The sequence below is a fragment of the uncultured Allobosea sp. genome (assembly GCF_945957345.1).
Lineage (GTDB): Bacteria > Pseudomonadota > Alphaproteobacteria > Rhizobiales > Beijerinckiaceae > Allobosea.
Genome location: NZ_CAMFKW010000028.1, coordinates 54,039 through 70,916, shown reverse-complemented (window position 1 = coordinate 70,916; position 16,878 = coordinate 54,039). Strand labels below are relative to the sequence as shown.

The 16,878-nt window shown below is 68.4% G+C and carries 16 protein-coding genes and 1 riboswitch; of the genes, 10 read left to right on the top strand and 6 right to left on the bottom strand.

The features are described from left to right. Positions 1–369: 369 nt before the first annotated feature. Together Q0Q36_RS15185 and Q0Q36_RS15180 are read left to right on the top strand one after the other, a co-directional pair. The gene (locus Q0Q36_RS15185; protein WP_293799053.1) at positions 370–2,034 is read left to right on the top strand and encodes a GMC family oxidoreductase; all 1,665 of its coding nucleotides are present in this window, start codon (positions 370–372) and stop codon (positions 2,032–2,034) included. A 64-nt stretch (positions 2,035–2,098) separates the two neighbouring features. Next, a complete protein-coding gene (locus Q0Q36_RS15180; RefSeq protein WP_293799052.1) occupies positions 2,099–2,626 on the top strand; it encodes a hypothetical protein in 528 nt (175 codons plus the stop codon). Between the two features lie 4 nt (positions 2,627–2,630). Here Q0Q36_RS15180 and Q0Q36_RS15175 read toward each other — a convergent pair whose 3' ends face one another. The 3 genes from Q0Q36_RS15175 to cobD all read right to left on the bottom strand — a co-directional run bounded on the left by Q0Q36_RS15175 (position 2,631) and on the right by cobD (position 5,921). Next, positions 2,631–3,842 (bottom strand): MFS transporter, encoded by a 1,212-nt coding sequence (locus Q0Q36_RS15175; RefSeq protein WP_293799051.1) that lies wholly within the window; start codon positions 3,840–3,842, stop codon positions 2,631–2,633. 14 nt (positions 3,843–3,856) lie between these two features. Beyond that, positions 3,857–4,828, bottom strand: a complete 972-nt coding sequence (locus Q0Q36_RS15170; RefSeq protein ID WP_293799050.1) for a D-2-hydroxyacid dehydrogenase — start codon at positions 4,826–4,828, stop codon at positions 3,857–3,859. A gap of 100 nt (positions 4,829–4,928) precedes the next feature. After that, entirely contained in the window at positions 4,929–5,921 is a 993-nt protein-coding gene (gene cobD / locus Q0Q36_RS15165) for a threonine-phosphate decarboxylase CobD (RefSeq protein ID WP_293799049.1), read from the bottom strand. A gap of 20 nt (positions 5,922–5,941) precedes the next feature. Between cobD and cbiB the strand changes: the two genes are divergently transcribed. Beyond that, entirely contained in the window at positions 5,942–6,919 is a 978-nt protein-coding gene (gene cbiB / locus Q0Q36_RS15160; protein ID WP_293799047.1) for an adenosylcobinamide-phosphate synthase CbiB, read from the top strand. A gap of 114 nt (positions 6,920–7,033) precedes the next feature. Here the strand turns inward: cbiB and Q0Q36_RS15155 are convergent, their stop codons facing one another. The 3 genes from Q0Q36_RS15155 to cobU form a co-directional block, all read right to left on the bottom strand. Then, positions 7,034–7,231: a hypothetical protein gene (locus Q0Q36_RS15155; RefSeq protein ID WP_293799046.1), complete on the bottom strand. Its 198-nt coding sequence runs from the start codon at positions 7,229–7,231 to the stop codon at positions 7,034–7,036. Positions 7,232–7,489: 258 nt separating this feature from the next. Next, the gene (gene cobO / locus Q0Q36_RS15150) at positions 7,490–8,098 is read right to left on the bottom strand and encodes a cob(I)yrinic acid a,c-diamide adenosyltransferase (protein ID WP_293799044.1); all 609 of its coding nucleotides are present in this window, start codon (positions 8,096–8,098) and stop codon (positions 7,490–7,492) included. Further along, the gene (cobU, locus tag Q0Q36_RS15145) at positions 8,098–8,616 is read right to left on the bottom strand and encodes a bifunctional adenosylcobinamide kinase/adenosylcobinamide-phosphate guanylyltransferase (protein WP_293799043.1); all 519 of its coding nucleotides are present in this window, start codon (positions 8,614–8,616) and stop codon (positions 8,098–8,100) included. The genes cobO and cobU overlap by 1 nt, the downstream gene beginning before the upstream one ends. A gap of 54 nt (positions 8,617–8,670) precedes the next feature. Further along, a riboswitch (cobalamin riboswitch) is annotated at positions 8,671–8,872 on the top strand. A 36-nt stretch (positions 8,873–8,908) separates the two neighbouring features. On the opposite strand from cobU, the gene Q0Q36_RS15140 reads away from it, so the two are divergent. Genes Q0Q36_RS15140 through Q0Q36_RS15110 form a run of 7 tightly spaced genes read left to right on the top strand, consistent with a single transcriptional unit; the run spans position 8,909 to position 16,878 of the window. Beyond that, the gene (locus Q0Q36_RS15140; RefSeq protein ID WP_293799042.1) at positions 8,909–9,085 is read left to right on the top strand and encodes a CbtB domain-containing protein; all 177 of its coding nucleotides are present in this window, start codon (positions 8,909–8,911) and stop codon (positions 9,083–9,085) included. A gap of 12 nt (positions 9,086–9,097) precedes the next feature. Next, positions 9,098–9,838: a CbtA family protein gene (locus Q0Q36_RS15135; protein WP_293799041.1), complete on the top strand. Its 741-nt coding sequence runs from the start codon at positions 9,098–9,100 to the stop codon at positions 9,836–9,838. 9 nt (positions 9,839–9,847) lie between these two features. Then, the gene (locus tag Q0Q36_RS15130; protein ID WP_293799039.1) at positions 9,848–10,237 is read left to right on the top strand and encodes a DUF1636 domain-containing protein; all 390 of its coding nucleotides are present in this window, start codon (positions 9,848–9,850) and stop codon (positions 10,235–10,237) included. Positions 10,238–10,241: 4 nt separating this feature from the next. Then, positions 10,242–11,297 carry a cobalamin biosynthesis protein CobW gene (gene cobW / locus Q0Q36_RS15125; RefSeq protein ID WP_293799037.1) on the top strand — a complete coding sequence of 352 codons (1,056 nt, stop codon included), beginning with the start codon at positions 10,242–10,244 and terminating at the stop codon, positions 11,295–11,297. A gap of 9 nt (positions 11,298–11,306) precedes the next feature. Continuing rightward, positions 11,307–14,966 (top strand): cobaltochelatase subunit CobN, encoded by a 3,660-nt coding sequence (gene cobN, locus Q0Q36_RS15120; protein WP_293799036.1) that lies wholly within the window; start codon positions 11,307–11,309, stop codon positions 14,964–14,966. Next, entirely contained in the window at positions 14,963–16,249 is a 1,287-nt protein-coding gene (cobG, locus tag Q0Q36_RS15115) for a precorrin-3B synthase (protein ID WP_293799034.1), read from the top strand. The genes cobN and cobG overlap by 4 nt, the downstream gene beginning before the upstream one ends. Continuing rightward, entirely contained in the window at positions 16,246–16,878 is a 633-nt protein-coding gene (locus tag Q0Q36_RS15110) for a precorrin-8X methylmutase (protein ID WP_293799032.1), read from the top strand. The genes cobG and Q0Q36_RS15110 overlap by 4 nt, the downstream gene beginning before the upstream one ends.

The window sequence follows — 16,878 nt, the reverse complement described above, 5'->3', positions numbered from 1 at the left end:
ACCCGAAGCCCAACAGCCCGCCGCACAGACGCCGCACATGTAAGCGATCGACGTCCTCCGACGCATCAAGCACATTCCCTGATCGGACCCTGTGCGATCCCAGTTCCTCGCAGGCGCATTCCCTGCTCCCAAAATCAAACAGCCGCCAAAACCGTCAATCCCAAAAGTGCTTAAGCCACCAAGGATCTCGATTTGCTCCTCTTATCGGCTCGGGGACCCCTGATTATTCCCTGATACCGGGGAATTTGGAGCGGCGTTGGGCACCAACGAATGGCGCATTTTCGCGCGCTGTCGCCCTACTCCCAGCTATGCCAGATTGCTGACTGGCCGCCGACGATCGGGGCTGTTGATCAAGCCATCGGAAACGCCATGCCTGCCCCCTCCTCCACCGACCGCCGCCTGATCGGGATCTTCGATTACGTCGTGATCGGCGCGGGTTCGGCCGGGTGCGTCGTCGCCAATCGGTTGGCGAGCGACCCGCAGACCAAGGTCCTGGTGCTCGAAGCCGGGGGGATGGACGACTGGATCTGGTTCCACATCCCGGTCGGCTATCTCTTCGCGATCGGCAATCCCCGTGCCGACTGGCTGTTCCAGACCGAACCACAGGCCGGGCTCGGCGGGCGGGCTCTGGCCTATCCGCGCGGCAAGGTCGTCGGCGGCTCCTCGGCGATCAACGCCATGGTCTATATGCGCGGCCAGGCCGCCGATTACGATGGCTGGCGCCAGCGCGGCCTTGCCGGCTGGGGCTGGGACGACGTGCTGCCCTATTTCCTCAGGCACGAAGACCATATCGCGCCGCCGCCCGGCGAGTTGCACAAGGCGGGCGGGGAATGGCGCGTCGAGCATCCACGCGTGCGCTGGGCGATCCTCGATGCGATCCGCGACGCAGCGGAAGCGGCGGGCATCGCCAAGATCCCGGATTTCAACACCGGCGACAACGAAGGCTCCTCCTATTTCCAGGTGAACCAGCGGCGCGGACGGCGTCTCAGCGCCTATGGTGCGTTCCTCAAGCCGCTGCTGCGCGAGAAGGAGCGCCGTAATCTCCGGCTCGAGACCCGCGTCCATGTCGAGCGCATCGTCTTCCAAGATGGGCGGGCGGTGGCCGTCGAGTTCACCCATGGGCTGGGCACGCCGAGCGAGGAGAAGCTGCGGGTCGAGATCAGCGGCGAGGTCGTGCTCTCGGCCGGCGCCGTCGCCTCCCCGCTCCTGCTCGAACGCTCGGGCATCGGCAGCGGTGCCCGCCTGCAAGGCCTCGGAATCGAGACGCTGGTCGATGCGTCCGGTGTCGGCGAGAACCTGCAGGACCATCTCCAGATCCGGCCGGTCTACAAGGTTCATGGCGTCAAGACGCTGAACAGCGACTACGCCAGGCTTTGGCGCCGGCCCCTGATGGCGCTGGAATGGGCGGCGCTCCGCACGGGGCCGCTGACGATGGCACCCTCGCAGGTCGGGGCCTTCGCCAAATCCTCGCCGCATTACGCGACGGCGAACCTGCAATATCATTTCCAGCCGCTCTCTCTCGACAGCTGGGGCTCGGGTCTGCACCCGTTCGACGCTTTCACCGCCAGCGTCTGCAATCTCCGGCCGACGAGCCGCGGCAGCGTGCATCTGCGCTCGGCCGACATGCGCGACACGCCGGTGATCTCGCCGAACTATTTCGACACGGAGGAAGATCGGCAGGTCGCCGTGGATGCAATGAAGCTGACGCGCCGCATCGTGGCCCAGGCGCCGCTCGCCCGCTTCCGGCCGCAGGAATACATGCCAGGCGAGGCCGCCCAATCCGACGAAGCGCTGCTCAAAGCGGCCGCCGAGCTCGGCACCACGATCTTCCATCCGGTCGGCACGGTCCGAATGGGAACCGACGACGATGCCGGTGCGGTGCTCGATGGACGGCTGCGCGTGCGCGGCGTCTCGGGCCTGAGGGTCATCGACGCCTCGGTGATGCCGACGATCACCTCCGGCAACACCGCCAATCCGACGATGATGATCGCCGAGAAGGGCGTGGCGATGCTGAAGGAGGATGCGCGTCGCTAAGCGACGCATAGCAAGAGCTATGCGGCATGGAATTGCCGCAAATCCGGGCTTATGAATCGTCGGGATGACCAAAGATCTACCGCCCCCGCCCGCACCGGAGCGCGGCCCGCTCGTTCGTGGACTGCTCGCGGTGATGCGCGCCGTCATCGCCGTCTTCATCATCCTCGACGAACTCCTGCGGCCGCTCTACCGGCCGCTGCTGCGCCGGCTCGCGGAATTGCGGGTCATGCGCCGGCTGGAGGAGGCCGTCGCTGCCCTGCCGCCGCCGCTCGTCCTGGTGACGCTGGCGATCCCCTTCGCCATTGCCGAACCGCTGAAGCTTTTTGGTCTCGTGCTGTTTGCGCGCGGACAATTCTGGCCCGGGCTGGTGGTCACTGCCTTCGCGCATCTGATGAGCTTCGTCTTCGTCGAGCGCATCTACCATGCCGGCCGCGAGAAACTCATGAGCTATCGCTGGTTCGCCTGGATCATGGCGCAGGTCGTGCGCGTGCGTGACAGCGTGCTCGACAGAGTCAGGGCCACGGCCACCTATGGTCTGGCGATGCGGACGCGCGATGCCGTGCGCCGATGGTGGCGGACGATGCTGGCGTGAGGCTTCATGCCGAGTGTCTGCGCGCGAGCAGCATCAGCGCGCCGGCCGCGAATGCGGAGAAAGCAATCAGCAGCAACGTCGAGGGCAGGACGCCGCCGCGCTCCAGCGAGACGGCGAAGACGAGCGGCGCCGCAGCCTTGATGACAAGGCCCGGCGCCGAGAGCTTGCCCATGGTCGCGCCGAAGCCGACCGGGCCGAAGAGCTGGAGCGGAACGGTGCCGCGCACGATCGAGCTCAGCCCCATGCTGATGCCGAAGGCGATGGCGAAAAGCCCGGCGACGATGGAAAGCGATCCACCGATCAGGAGCAGGAGAAGGCCGATCGGCATCAGCCAGGCGGAGACCCAGGCGGTCGTGACCGGTGAGACGCCGCGGCCGAACAGCATCTCGGCGAGGCGCCCGGCGACCTGTGACGGCCCGAGCATCGCGCCGATGCCGACGGCCACGGCGGCGCTGAGCCCGAAGCCTTGCAGCAGCGCGAGCATATGCACGGCCATGGCCGAGACGACGAAGCCCTGCAGCGAAAAGGCCAGTGCCAGCAACAGGAAGGCGCGGCGGCGGGCATCGCCCGTGAGATAGGTCGCTTTCGGCTCCGGCTGTGTCGGCACGGGAGCGCCAGCGGTGACCGGGCGCTTCACTCGTCCCGGCAGGAAAAAGAGATGCAGGGGCAGGCAGACCAGAATCTGCGCGAGGCCGTAGAGCCGATAGACGCCACGCCAGTCGAGCAACGCGAGCAGGCTCGAGGTCAGCGGCCAGAACAAGGTGGAGGCGAAGCCGCCGATCAGGGTGAGCTGGCTGATGGCGCGGCGCGCCTGGCCTCCACGCGCCTGTGTCAATGCCGCGAAGGCGGCGTCGTAGAACACGGCGGTGGTAACGGCCTGCAGCGCGACCATCGCGAGGATGTAACTGACGATGCCCCGCGCCTCGGCCAGCGCGAAGAGCGAGAGGCCCGCCAGGCCGGAACCGATCGTCATCACCAGCCGGGTGCCGTAGCGATCGACCAGGCTGCCGGTAACGGGGGCGACCGCGCCGCCGAGCAAGAGGCCGATCGCAAAACCGCCGAAGGTCCATTCCGGCGCCCAACCGAATTCGGCGGTGATGCGCGGCGCCAGCACCGTGAAGGCGTAATAGAGCGTGCCGTAGCCGAAGACCTGGGTGATGCCGAGCGCCGGGATCAGCGACGGCCCCCCGGGACGGAGGTATCTCGGCGAAGCCATTGCAACTGTCCCGCTCAGACGATCTGGTTGCGTAAGCTCGCTTCCCCGCGTCCGAGGTGATCCAGATTGTCGAGGAGGATATCCACGACATTGCCCTCGTAGGCGCGGGTCTCGCCGGCGCTGTGCGGGGTGACGATGACCTGCGGCATGCGCCAGAAGGGCGAGATCGCCGGCAATGGCTCATCATGGAAGCAATCGAGCCCCGCACCGGCGATGCCGCTGTTGCCGAGCGCATCGAGCAGGGCCATTTCGTCGACGACGCGACCGCGCGCGACATTGATCAGGAAGGCCGAAAGCTTCATCGCGCCGAGAATGCGGGCATCGATCAGTCCCTCCGTCTCCGGCGTCAGCGGGCAGGTCAGCGCGACGAAATCGGCCTCAGCCACCGCCTCCGCCAGCTTGCCCGGATGCACGACCGCCTCGACATGGGGTTGCGGCTCGGGGCTGCGGCGCACGCCGATGACGCGCATGTCGAAGGCGCTCGCGAGCTTCGCCAGCCTGAGGCCGATGCGGCCGAGCCCGACGATGACCAGCGTCTTGCCGCCGAGCTCGTCCTCGCGCAGCGCGCGGTCGCCGATCATCGGGCGCCAGACCTGCTTCGCCTGATTGTCCCGGGCGACATGGATCTGGCGGGTCAGCGCCAGGATCAGCGACATCGCATGCTCGGCCACCGCCCGCTCGTTGCTGCCCTGCGCACTGGCGAGGCGGATGCCGGCGGCGCCGATCGCCGGCTTGTCGAACTGATCGGTGCCGGCGCTGATCGACTGGATGAACCGTAGCTTCGGCAGGCGCGGCAGCAGGTCGTTGCACCAGAGGCCGGAGACGACGAGCACATCGGCCTCCGGCGCACGCTCGCGCAGGTCGTCGAGACTGCGGACCTCGAAGCTTTTGGCGGCGCGGCCACGCGTGAGGAACTCGTCGCGGAGCTGATAGGCGGCATGGGCGAAGCCGATCGTCAGGTCGCCTTCCGGCGGCAGGAATGCCATGCGTTCTCTCTCCCCGATTCCTTATGCGGTCGACGTTAGCCGCCATACCGGCTGCTGTCTCCGCATCAGCCGCATGCAAGCTTCACGCTGACTGCGATGCTCAGGGGACATCGATGGCCAGCGCCGTCTGCAACCGCGACCATGAGGCCTCGTCGCCCGGCAGGCCGAAGCGCAAGCGATCCGGCGCGTTCTGGAAGCAGCGGACATAGATGCCGTGCCGGCCGAGGCGAGAGAAGAGCGCCGCTGCTTGCGGCGTTTCGAGCAGGCGGAACAGGCTGGTTCCGCCGACGATCCGGCCATGGGGCGCCAGCAAGGCATCGAGGCGTGCGGCATCGCGGGCACGCTCTTCGCCGGTCGCGGCGAGCCAACCGGCATCGGACAGCGCCATGGCACCGACATGCAGCGCGGGACCGGCAACCGACCAGGGGCCAAGCGCCGCCTTGAGCTTCGCCAGCGGCTCGGGCGCGCCGATGGCGAAGCCAAGTCGCAAGCCGGCAAGGCCATAGGTCTTGCCGAAGGAGCGCAGCACGATCGCTCCGGCCGGAAGTTCAGGAACGATGCTGATTTCTGGCGTAAAATCGACAAAGGCTTCGTCGATGACGAGAAGGCCGCCGCGGCGGACGCAGCGTGCGGCGAGGCTTGCGAGCTCTGCCCGCGCCCACAGCCGCCCATCGGGATTGTTGGGATTGACCACGACGATGGTCGCGGCCGCGTCGGCAGGCTCGGCCCCCTCGTCGACCACGAAGCCCGCCTTGCGCCAGGCATGGCCATGCTCGGCATAGGTCGGTCCGAGGATGGCGACAGGACCGGCAGATGCCAGGCGCGGCAGCAACTCGATCAGGATCTGCGTGCCGGGCGCCGCGACGATGTCGGCATGGGCCGGGACGCGGTAGGCTTTCCGAGCCGCGGCGATCAACGCGGCCTCGTCATCGGCGCCAGGCAGGCGCGTCCAGAGGCTTAACGGCAGCACCGGAAGCGGATAGGGGATCGGGTTGATCCCGGTGGAGAGATCGGCCCAGGGCTGCGGCGCTTCCGGAAAGAGCGCGCGGGCCGTGGCGAGATCGCCGCCATGCCAGATACCGTCCTCAGCCACGACCCTGCCCGCGCCCCTGCATGAATCTCTCCGCCAGCCTGCCGCTGCTCGTGCTCGCCCTGACCATGGAGGCGGCATTCGGCTATCCCCAGCGCTTCTATGCCGCAATCGGCCATCCCGTCACCTGGATCGGCCGCCTGATCGGCATGCTCGATCGGGGATTGAATCGCGAGACCGACTCGTTCGCCCTGCGGAAGGCGATGGGCATTCTGGCGCTCGTTCTGCTGCTGGCCATCACCATCGCCCTGTCGGTGCTGCTCCAGCGCCTGTGCCTCTCCTTCGGGCCGCTCGGTCTTCTCCCGCTCGCGCTCCTCGCCTCGACGCTGATCGCCCAGCGCAGCCTCTACGAACATGTCGCACGCGTCGCCGAGGGGCTGGAGCTGGATGGGCTCGAAGGTGGGCGGCAAGCCGTCTCGATGATCGTCGGGCGCAATCCCCAGACGCTGGACGAAGCCGGTGTCTCACGCGCCGCCATCGAAAGCCTCGCCGAGAATTTCTCGGACGGCATCGTCGCGCCGGCCTTCTGGCTGGGTGTTGGCGGCTTGCCCGGCATCGCCGCCTACAAGGCGATCAACACCGCCGATTCGATGATCGGCCACCGCACGCCGCGCCACCTCGCCTTCGGCTGGGCTTCAGCCCGGCTCGACGATCTCGTCAACCTGCCGGCTTCGCGGCTGACGGCATTGCTGCTGATCGTCTCCGCCGCGCTCGACCGCTCCGCGAATGCCGCGGGGGCCTGGCAAGCCGTCCGACGCGATGCCCGCAAGCATCGCTCGCCCAATGCCGGCTGGCCTGAAGCCGCCATGGCCGGGGCGCTGGGTCTGCGCCTTGCCGGGCCGCGCGTCTATGGCGACACCCGCGTCGAGGACCACTGGATGGGCGATGGCCGGGCAGAAGCCAGCGCATCCGATATCCGCCGGGCGCTCCTGCTCTACAGGCGTTCCTGCGGGTTGCTCTGGGCGCTGGCGGCGCTGCTCGCGGCTGCGGCGCTGCTCTGAGCCGCCTCGATCCGGCACCGACACGGCCACCTGCGATCGCCCGAATGCCGATAACCCACGCTCAGCCCCCATCGCCCAGCCAGCGCAGGGCGGCATGGGCGTCCGTTCAGAGCCTCAATTGTCGTTGTCGGAGAAGCTGTCTGGTTCATCGGAAAGCGCGGCGACAAGCAACTCGCGCAATTGCCCGATGGTGCCCAGGCTTTCTCCACAACCGGGGCAGAAAACCTCGTCGTCGTCACGCGGCCACTCCGGCAGCCGAATCGAAATTCCTTCGCAATCTCCACAGCGTATGAGGCGGGAGCCAGCTACCATGCAACGATCGGGCATTGCTTGCACTCTGTAGGCACCCTGCTCTCATAAGCGATCGCGCGTTCCACGGCATCTCCCAAATGGGTTAGGTTCTGTTGAGATTTGCGCCGAACACCTCCCGCCGAGTGAAGCATGCCGTCATTCCGGACAAGCCGCGTGAGCGGCGCCGATCCGGAATCCATCATAGGGCTCAAGCGCTCTGCGATGAATCCCGGGCCAAGCCCAGGATCACGATGTGGTTCCGCGTAAAATCAGCAAGCCCTAGAACTCGATTCCTTCCTGCGCCTTCACGCCCGCCGCGAAATGGTGCTTCACCAGCGTCATCTCGGTGACGAGATCGGCCGCCTCGATCAGCTCCGGCTTGGCATTGCGTCCGGTGACGACGATGTGCAGGTCGGACCGACGGGCGGCGAGCGTCGCCACCACCTCCGCAAGCGGCAGGTAGTCGTAGCGGAGCGCGATGTTGAGCTCGTCGAGCACCAGCAGCCGGATCTGCGGATCGGCCATCAATTCCCGCGCCTTGGCGAAGGCGCGCTCGGCGGCGGCGATGTCGCGGGCCTTGTCCTGCGTTTCCCAGGTGAAGCCCTCGCCCATGCTGTGCCACGAGACCTGATCGCCGAAGGCTTCGAGCGCCTTGCGCTCGCCGGTCGACCAGGCGCCCTTGATGAACTGCACCACGCCGATGCGCCAGCCATGGCCGAGCGCCCGCAGGATCAACCCGAAGGCCGCCGTCGACTTGCCCTTGCCGGGACCGGTATTGACGATCAGGAGGCCCTTCTCCAGCGTCTTGGAGGCGACTTCGGCGTCCTGAACCGCCTTGCGTTTTTCCATCTTGGCCTTGTGGCGGGCCGCGTCTTCGGTATCCGTCATCACTTCACTCGCATCGGCAATCCGGCGACCATGAAGACCACGCTGGCGGCGCGGGCCGCAAGCGCCTGATGCAATCGTCCGGCCTCGTCACGGAAGCGGCGGGCGAGTGCATTCTCCGGCACGATGCCGAGGCCGACCTCGTTGCCGACCAGCACGAGCGGGGCGGAAACGCGCTCGCAAGCGGCGATCAGAGCCTCGCAAGCGGCAACCGTGTCGTGTTCGGCAAGGATCAGATTGGTCAGCCAGAGCGTCAGGCAATCGACCAGGATCGGCCGGCCCGCCGGCTGGGCCGCGATCGCGCCGGCCAGATCGAGCGGCGCATCGACCGTCTGCCAGCCGGCCGGCCGGCGCGCGCGGTGCTCGGCGATGCGCTCCCGCATCTCGTCGTCATAAGCCTGCGCCGTCGCGATATAGGTCCAGGGTGCCGGCAGCGCCTCGACCAGCGCTTCGGCATGGCGGCTCTTGCCTGAGCGGGCGCCGCCGAGAACGAGGGTGAGATGGGGGATTTCGTTGGGCATCGCGCAAGCAGAGGTTCCAAGGCCATCCTGCATTGCACAGCAGCACGGCGAAGGCTAATGATCGTCGCTGACGGTGCCTCCGCGAGGAGGTGAAAAGGGAACGCGGTGCGGGCTTGCTTTGCCCAATGCCGCGGCTGCCCCCGCAACTGTAAGCGGATATCCTTCGCCATCGGCCACTGGAGCGCAAACTCCGGGAAGGCGGCACGGGGCGCCAAATCCGCGAGCCAGGAGACCTGCCGTCAACCCGCAGAGATCCAACCGGCTGCCGGCGGGGCGGCCACGGAGAACGCATATGAACACCGTTTCGGTTTACACCCCTACACTCAGCGTTTCGGACCGCGTCAAGGCGGTCACTGCTGCGCTCGTGATCGGCGTCGCGCTGATCTACACGACCGGCTTCGCGGCCTCGACCAACGTCCACAACGCCGCGCACGACACCCGTCACGGCCTCGCCTTTCCCTGCCACTGAGGGAAAGCATCCATGGTCACGCGTGTTCTCACGGTCAGCATCCTGGCCGGGCTTCTGGCTGGCTTGATCGTCGCCGCCCTGCAGCATGTCACCACCACCCCGCTGATCCTCAAGGCCGAGACCTATGAGGCGGCGCTCGCGCTGAAGGCGCCGACGCTCGCGGCCTTCGACGGCGATGCCCGCATCATCCTCGCCCACGGTCCGGCCGGCGATGCGCCTGGCCACGACCATGCCGAATGGAAGCCGCAGGACGGCCTCCAGCGCACGCTCTTCACCAGCGCGGTGACGATCGCGACCGCGATCGGCTTCGCTGGGCTGCTGCTCGCGGGCATGATCGCGGCCGGCGATACGATCGACCAGCGCAGCGCGCTCGTCTGGGGCGCCTGCGGTTTCATCGCGCTCGGGCTTGCGCCTGCGATGGGGCTCGCGCCGGAACTGCCGGGCGCTGCCTCGGCCGCACTGGAGCAGCGCCAGCTCTGGTGGCTTGCGACCGTGGTCGCCACGGCGCTCGGGCTCTTCCTGTTCCTGCGTTTCGAGCAGCCCTGGCTCAAGCTCGCGGCCGTCGTTTTGATCCTGCTGCCCCATGTTATCGGCGCCCCTCATCCGGCCGCGCCGGAGAGCAAGGTGCCGGCGGAGGTCGCCGCGCATTTCGCCTCGCTCTCGCTCGGCATCCAGGCCGCGCTCTGGCTCGCGACCGCCTTCATGGTCGGCGTGCTCTGGCCCTGGGCCAGCCGCCGAGCTGCGAAAGCCTGAAGGCAAGCCATGTCCGAGGGTGACCTCACCATCCATGTCTGCACGGCCTGCCGCCGCGCCCGCGCCGATCTCCCGGAGGGTTACGACCAGCCGGGACTGGCGCTGGCCGAGCGTCTCGCCGCGCAGCTTAAAGCCAAGGGCAGCACGATCCCCGTGCTGCCCGTCGAGTGCCTCTGCGTCTGCAAGCGGCCCTGCACCATCGCGCTCACGGCCGACGGCAAATGGACCTATCTGATCGGCGACCTCGACACCGACACCCATCTCGACGAGATCGTCGGCGCCGCGGAGGCCTATGCCGCCAGCGCCAACGGCATCGTTCCCTGGAAAGAGCGGCCGCAGTCCTTCCGCAAGGGCGTGGTCGCGCGCGTGCCGCCTTTGCCGGCGCGCCAGCAAGGATGACATCATGAACGCTTCGCGGACTGCGAACCTGGGCAAGACCCCCTGCACCATCGTCACCGGCTTCCTCGGCGCCGGTAAGACGACGCTGGTGCGCCATCTCCTCGAGAACGCGCAGGGCAAGAAGCTCGCCGTGCTGGTCAACGAGTTCGGCGATCTCGGCTTCGACGGCGAGTTCCTGAAGGGCTGCGGCATCGCCGGCTGCAGCGACGAGGATGTCGTGGAGCTGCCGAACGGCTGCATCTGCTGCACCGTCGCCGATGATTTCGTGCCGGCGCTGGAGAAGCTCCTCAATCGCCCGAACCCGCCCGAGCATATCCTGATCGAGACCTCCGGCCTCGCTCTGCCGAAGCCGCTCGTCACCGCCTTCAACTGGCCGGCGATCCGCTCGCGCGTCACCGTCGACGGCGTCATCGCCGTGGTCGACGGCCCGGCCGTGGCCGAGGGCCAGTTCGCCGATGATCCCGAGGCGCTCGCCGCGCAGAAGGCGGCCGACGCTTCGGTCGAGCATGACAACCCTCTGGAGGAGGTGTTCGAGGACCAGATCCTCTGCGCCGACCTGATCCTGCTCAACAAGAGCGACCTCGTCGACGAAGCCGGCCGGGCGCGGGTCAAGGCCGAGATCGCCGAGCATCTGCCGAAGGCGATCAAGATCGTCGAGACCGCCCATGGCAAGGTCGAGCCGGCGCTGATCGTGGGTCTCGGCGCCGCCGCCGAGAGCGATCTCGCCGCCCGCCCGTCGCACCATGGCGAGGGCGAGCACGATCACGATCATGACGATTTCGACTCGGTCGCGGTGCCGCTGCCGGCAGGGCTCTCGCCGGAGGAGTTGACGGCGCGCGTCGCCAAGGCTGCCGAAGCCGAGGGCGTGCTACGGCTCAAGGGCTTCACCGCCGTGCCGGGCAAGCCGATGCGGCTCGTGGTGCAGGGCGTCGGCCGCCGCGTCGGCCATCATTTCGACCGGGCCTGGGGCGCCAGCGAGCCGCGCGACGGCCGCCTCACCGTGATCGGCCTCAAGGGCTTCGATCTCAAGGCCGTGGAAGACGCGCTCGCAGGGGCGTAACGTCGATCGATGCACCTTCTCCCGACCAGCGAGATCAGGCTCGACGACGGCGAGGACGCCGTCGATCTCGCCTTGCCGCCGGGAGACGTGCTCGTCCTGTCTTTCACCGACAGCGATCTTTCGGCGCTGGCGGTGGCGGCCCGGACATACCGTGATCCGTCGTCGTCATGGTCGGGCTCGTCCCGACCATCCACGTCTCCTTTCGGCGAGGACGGTGTTCAAGACGTGGATGCTCGCCACAAGGGCGAGCATGACGAACGAGGCATATCAGTGCGACTCGCGCCGCTTCGGCGCCTGAAGCACCCGCTCTCGGTCGATTTCCTGATCGAGAAGACGGCGGCGCAGTGTCGTTTCGTGCTGGCTCGCTGCCTCGGCGGGCTCGACTACTGGCGCTACGGGATCGAGCAACTCGGCATCGCCTGCCGCGAGCACGGCATCCCGCTCGCGATCCTGCCCGGCGATGAGCGCGACGATCCGAGGTTGGGCGAGCATGCGACGGTGCCCGCGGAATACGCGACGGAGCTTCTGGCCTATTTCCGGGCCGGCGGCGGCGCCGAGAATATGCGTCGGCTATTGGAGCGAATCTCCGATTACGTGACGGAGGTTCAACCCTCATCCGACCCGGCTTCGCCGGGCCACCTTCTCCCCCGAGGGGAGAAGGGAGTAAAGCGACCCGCCTCGCCCTTCTCCCCTCGGGGGAGAAGGTGCCGGCAGGCGGATGAGGGCCGGCGCAACGCTGCTGACCTCGCCCCAGTCCCGCTGCCATCATTCTTCGCGCTTGGCCGCAACGGCACGCCCATACCCTGGTGCGAAGCGCTCGCCGCCCAGCCCGCTGATCGACCACTCGTCCCGATCCTGCTCTATCGCTCGGGCGTCGCGGCTGGCGACACCGCCATGGGCGAAGCGATTGCCACCGCGCTGGCCGAGCGCGGCCTCGCGCCCCTGCCCCTGGCGTTGACCAGCCTCAAAGACCCGGCCGTTACGGCAGAGTTCACAGTGCTAATCGCGACGCGCAAACCGGCGCTGATCGTCACCACCACCGCCTTCTCCGCGAGAGAGAGCGCCGATTTCGTGCTCGACGGGGCCGATTGCCCGATCCTGCAGGCCGTGCCGGTCGGCAGCCCGCGCGAAGCCTGGGAAGCCTCGCCGCGCGGGCTGTCCGCCGCCGATCTCGCCATGCAGGTGGCGCTGCCGGAATTCGACGGGCGCATCGGCGCGATCCCGGTGGCCTTCAAGGTGGAAGAGATCGACCCAGCGACCGGCCTCGCCATCCGCCGGCTCGTGCCTGACCCGGAGGGCATCGCCGCGCTGGGCGATCTCGCGGCCGGCTGGATCGCGCTGGCGCGGAAGCCTGCGGCAGAGCGCCGGCTGGCGCTGGTGATGTCGGACTATCCTGCCCGCGGCGGGCGAGCCGGTTTTGCCGTCGGGCTCGACACGCCCGCGAGTGTGACCGCGATCAGGGATTTGCTTGCCGGAGCGGGATATGACGTTGGCTCTGCTACCTCCTCCGTCATCCCGGGCTTGACCCGGGATCCATTCCGGAGCGCTTCCGATCAAGGTGCGGGCCTGGAGCCCGGATCGGCGCCGCCGACGCGGCTTGCCCGGGAGGACGGCACGGATTTGGATGAGGGTGCCTTGTTGATGGTTGCCCTCACCGGCGGCCCAACCGGGCTGACCATCCCGCTCAACGACTATCGTGCTTGGCTCGCCGCCATCCCCGTCGCCGCGCGCGACGCGCTGCTCGCCGCCCATGGCCCGCCCGAAGCCGATCCCGCCTGCCGCGACGGCGCCTTTCACTTCCGCGCCGTCCACCACGGCAACCTCATCGTCGCCCTGCAGCCGCCGCGCGATGCGACGCCAGACCGCAAAGCGCGCTATCACGACCCCGACGCTCCGCCCGGCCACGGCTACCTGGCCTTCTATATCGCACTGCGTCAGACGGGAGCCGTCGACGCGCTGATCCATCTCGGCACGCATGGCACGATGGAATGGCTCCCGGGCAAGGCGGTCGCGCTCTCAGGCACCTGCTGGCCGCGCCTCGCCGTCGGTGGGCTGCCGGTGATCTATCCTTATGTCGTCGACGATCCCGGCGAGGCGGCGCCGGCCAAGCGGAGACTCTCGGCCGTCACGCTCGGCCATCTACCACCTCCCTTGGCAGAGACGGAAGCGGCCGGCGAGACCGCGCTGCTGCGCGATCTCGTCGAGGAATTCTCGCAGGCGCAGGTGCTCGATCCGCGCCGCGCCGATATCGTCGCAGCCGAAATCCGGGCTCGGGCCGAGGCCAGCGGGCTCGCCGCCTCCTGCGGCGTCGCTGCCGATACCGAGATGAACGAGGCGCTGACGCGTCTCGACGCCCATCTCTGCGATATCGCCGAACTGCCTTTCCGCGACGGGTTACATATCTTCGGGCAGTCCGCGATCGATCCCGTCTCCGCCCGCAACGAGCGAGAGAATCTGCTCGCGGCGCTCGATGGCCGTTTCGTCGCGCCCGGCCCGGCCGGCGCGCCGCATCGCGGCCGGCCCGACGTACTGCCGACCGGCCGCAATCTCTCGACGCTCGATCCGCGCGCGATCCCGACGCGCGCCGCGACCCGGCTCGGCAAGCTCGCGGCGCAGGCGGTGGTCTCGCGCCATATGCAGGATCATGGCGACTATCCCCGCCGGATCGTCATGGACCTTTGGGCCTCGCCGACGCTGCGCTCGGGCGGCGAGGATTTCGCGCATGCGCTCGCGCTGATGGGCGTCGAGCCGATCTGGGACAATGCCTCGACCCGCGTCACCGGCTTCAGCATCATCCCGCAGCCGAAGCTCGCGTTTCCGCGCCTCGACGTCACCGTGCGCATCTCCGGCACCTTCCGCGACACGTTTCCGGGCCAGATCGCCTTGTTTGATCAGGCGGCGCGCGCCATCGCCGCCTTGGACGAACCGGACGATTGGAACGAGCCCGCTGCCGCCCGCCGCCGTGGCGAGCATGGCGCCCGCATCTTCGGCGCCGCGCCCGGACGCTATGGCGCGGCGATGGCCGACCGCGCTCTCGATGGTGACTGGACAGAGCGAGCGGAACTGGGCGCCGCCTATCTCGCGGCCTCCGACCATGCCTATGGCGGCCCGGAAGGCATCAGCACAGTCGATGCCGGTCTCGCCGACCGCATCCGTGCCTCCGACGCTTTCATCCATGTCAGCGACACCGCCGGGCGCGACATTCTCGAAGCCAGCAGCGCCGCCGACGTGATCGGCGGACTGGCGGCAGCGGCCAAGGCGCTCGGCGCGAACCCGGCCCTCTACAGTCTCGACAGCTCCAACCCGGAGACGCCGAAGGCGCGTACGCTGGCCGAGGACATCGCCCGCATCGTCCATGGTCGCCTGACGCATCCGCGCTGGATCGCGTCCCAGCTCGCCCATGGCTGGCGCGGCGCGGGGGAGCTGGCCGAAGCGGTCGACACGCTCTTCGTCTTCGCGGCGAGCACGGATGCCGTCGCGGATGGGCTTTTCGACGTGGTGTTCCAAGCTTACTGCGCCGACCCGCAGGTCTGGGCGGCACTGGAAAGCGCCAATGCCCCGGCGGCCGCCTCGATCCGCTCGCGCTTGGCGGAGGCTGCGCGGCGCGGACTCTGGACCAGTCGGCGCAACTCGGTCGGCGCCTTCCTGGCGCGGGAGGCGGCGGAGTGAACGCGCCGCCGAAGGAAGAGCTGCGGCGTGGCTGGTGCCCGAGCACGCTCCGGCCGATGGAGACCGGCGACGGCTGGCTGGTGCGGCTGCATCCGCCTGGCGCGAGGCTGACGCCTGCGCAATTGCGGCGGATCGCAGCTCTGGCGACAGAGCACGGCAATGGGCTGGTCGAAATCTCTGCCCGCGCCAACCTGCAAATCCGCGGCGTCACGGCCGAGAGCCATCCGAAGCTGGTCGAACGGCTGCTGGCCGAACGCCTCGTCGACGAACCTGACGGCGACGGGCCGCAACGGCTGACGCTGGTCTCGCCGCTGGCAGGGCGGGACCCGACCAGCCTGCTCGATGCCGCCGCACTGGCCGCCGAGATCGAACTGCGCGCCCGCACGCTCTCCGGCCTGCCGGCCAAGCTCTGCGTCGTCATAGACGATGGCGGCGCGCAGGCGCTCGACGGTTTCGCCAGCGATATCCGGCTGCTCTGCATCGGCGCCGGACGCCTGGCTCTGCGCATCGGTGAAAGCCCCTGGCTCGGGCCGGTCGCCCAAGCCGAGGCGGTGACGGTGATGGAAGCCATCCTGCGCGGTTTCGCCAGACTGCGGAGCGCCGCCCCGGACCATATCCGCCGGATGCGTGACCTCTCGCCCGTAGCACTGGCCGGCCTGACTGGCCTGCCTGAAACGACCGCTCCCGCGGCCCGTCCCAAGCCGCGGCGCGTCGGACTGTTCGCTGCAGCACTTGACCGTTTTGCCGCGCTCATCGGCCTGCCTTTCGGCCGCTGCCCGGCCGCGACGCTCGAGAGGCTTGTGGCCGGGCTGGAAACCGACGCGGCCGAAATCCGGCTTTCGCCCTGGCGCGGGCTCGCTTTCCGCGGTTTCGACCGCGCGAGGGCTGAAGCGTTTCTGATGCTGGCCGGTGATCTCGGGCTGATCACGCGCGACGACGACCCGCGCCTGTCCGTGCAGGCCTGTGCCGGCAGCCCCGCTTGTTCGCGCGCAGAGGCTTCGACCATGGCCGATGCGGCAGTGCTCGCCGAAGCTACCGCCGGCCTGCTCGCGGGGGGCGTGACGCTGCATGTCTCGGGTTGCGTCAAGGCCTGCGCACACCCGGCGGCCGCGGACCTCACGCTGGTCGGGCGGGAGGGGCGCTACGACGTCGTTCCGGGCGGGACGACGCGGGACAAGCCGGTGGCGACGCTTGACCTTTCGGCGCTGCTCACGCGATTGCAGCCCGGAGAAGATATTCACGCCCGGCTGAAGGCCGTGCGTTCAACGGGATCGCAGGGTTGAGCAAGGCATACGACTACATTCAGGACGGCGCGGCGATCTATGAGCGCTCCTTCGCCATCATCCGCGCCGAGGCCGACCTCGTCCGTTTCAGCGATGCGGCCGAGCGTGTCGTGGTACGCATGATCCATGCCTGCGGCATGACCGACCTGCCGAAGGACGTGGAGATGTCGGCGGGCTTCGCGGAGGCCGCCCAGACCGCCCTCAGGAGCGGCGCGCCAATCCTCTGCGACGCCAAGATGGTCGCCAATGGCGTGACGCGCGCACGTCTGCCAGCGAACAACGAGGTTCTCTGCACGCTGGACGATCCTCAGGTCCCGGCGCTGGCGGCGCAGATGGGCACGACTCGCTCCGCCGCTGCCATGGAACTCTGGAAGCCGCGCCTCGCCGGCGCTGTCGTGGTGATCGGCAACGCGCCGACCTCCCTCTTCCGCCTGCTCGAAATGCTCGATGCCGGAGCGCCCAAGCCAGCCGCCGTGATTGGCATTCCCGTCGGCTTCGTCGGAGCGGCGGAATCGAAGGAGGCGTTGGCGAAGGACGGGCGCGTGCCCTTCGTCGTGGTGCATGGGCGCCGCGGCGGCTCGGCCATGGCGGCCGCGGCTGTCAATGCGTTGGCGCAGGACAAGGAATAA

Coding starts and splice junctions, on each gene's coding strand:
- cobO (WP_293799044.1), bottom strand. CDS start 8,098: ATGACGGATACCGAAGACGCGGCCCGCCACAAGGCCAAGATGGAAAAA.
- Q0Q36_RS15130 (WP_293799039.1), top strand. CDS start 9,848: ATGTCCGAGGGTGACCTCACCATCCATGTCTGCACGGCCTGCCGCCGC.
- Q0Q36_RS15175 (WP_293799051.1), bottom strand. CDS start 3,842: ATGGCTTCGCCGAGATACCTCCGTCCCGGGGGGCCGTCGCTGATCCCG.
- Q0Q36_RS15170 (WP_293799050.1), bottom strand. CDS start 4,828: ATGGCATTCCTGCCGCCGGAAGGCGACCTGACGATCGGCTTCGCCCAT.
- Q0Q36_RS15140 (WP_293799042.1), top strand. CDS start 8,909: ATGAACACCGTTTCGGTTTACACCCCTACACTCAGCGTTTCGGACCGC.
- Q0Q36_RS15180 (WP_293799052.1), top strand. CDS start 2,099: ATGACCAAAGATCTACCGCCCCCGCCCGCACCGGAGCGCGGCCCGCTC.
- cbiB (WP_293799047.1), top strand. CDS start 5,942: ATGAATCTCTCCGCCAGCCTGCCGCTGCTCGTGCTCGCCCTGACCATG.
- Q0Q36_RS15135 (WP_293799041.1), top strand. CDS start 9,098: ATGGTCACGCGTGTTCTCACGGTCAGCATCCTGGCCGGGCTTCTGGCT.
- cobU (WP_293799043.1), bottom strand. CDS start 8,616: ATGCCCAACGAAATCCCCCATCTCACCCTCGTTCTCGGCGGCGCCCGC.
- Q0Q36_RS15185 (WP_293799053.1), top strand. CDS start 370: ATGCCTGCCCCCTCCTCCACCGACCGCCGCCTGATCGGGATCTTCGAT.
- Q0Q36_RS15155 (WP_293799046.1), bottom strand. CDS start 7,231: ATGGTAGCTGGCTCCCGCCTCATACGCTGTGGAGATTGCGAAGGAATT.
- cobW (WP_293799037.1), top strand. CDS start 10,242: ATGAACGCTTCGCGGACTGCGAACCTGGGCAAGACCCCCTGCACCATC.
- cobN (WP_293799036.1), top strand. CDS start 11,307: ATGCACCTTCTCCCGACCAGCGAGATCAGGCTCGACGACGGCGAGGAC.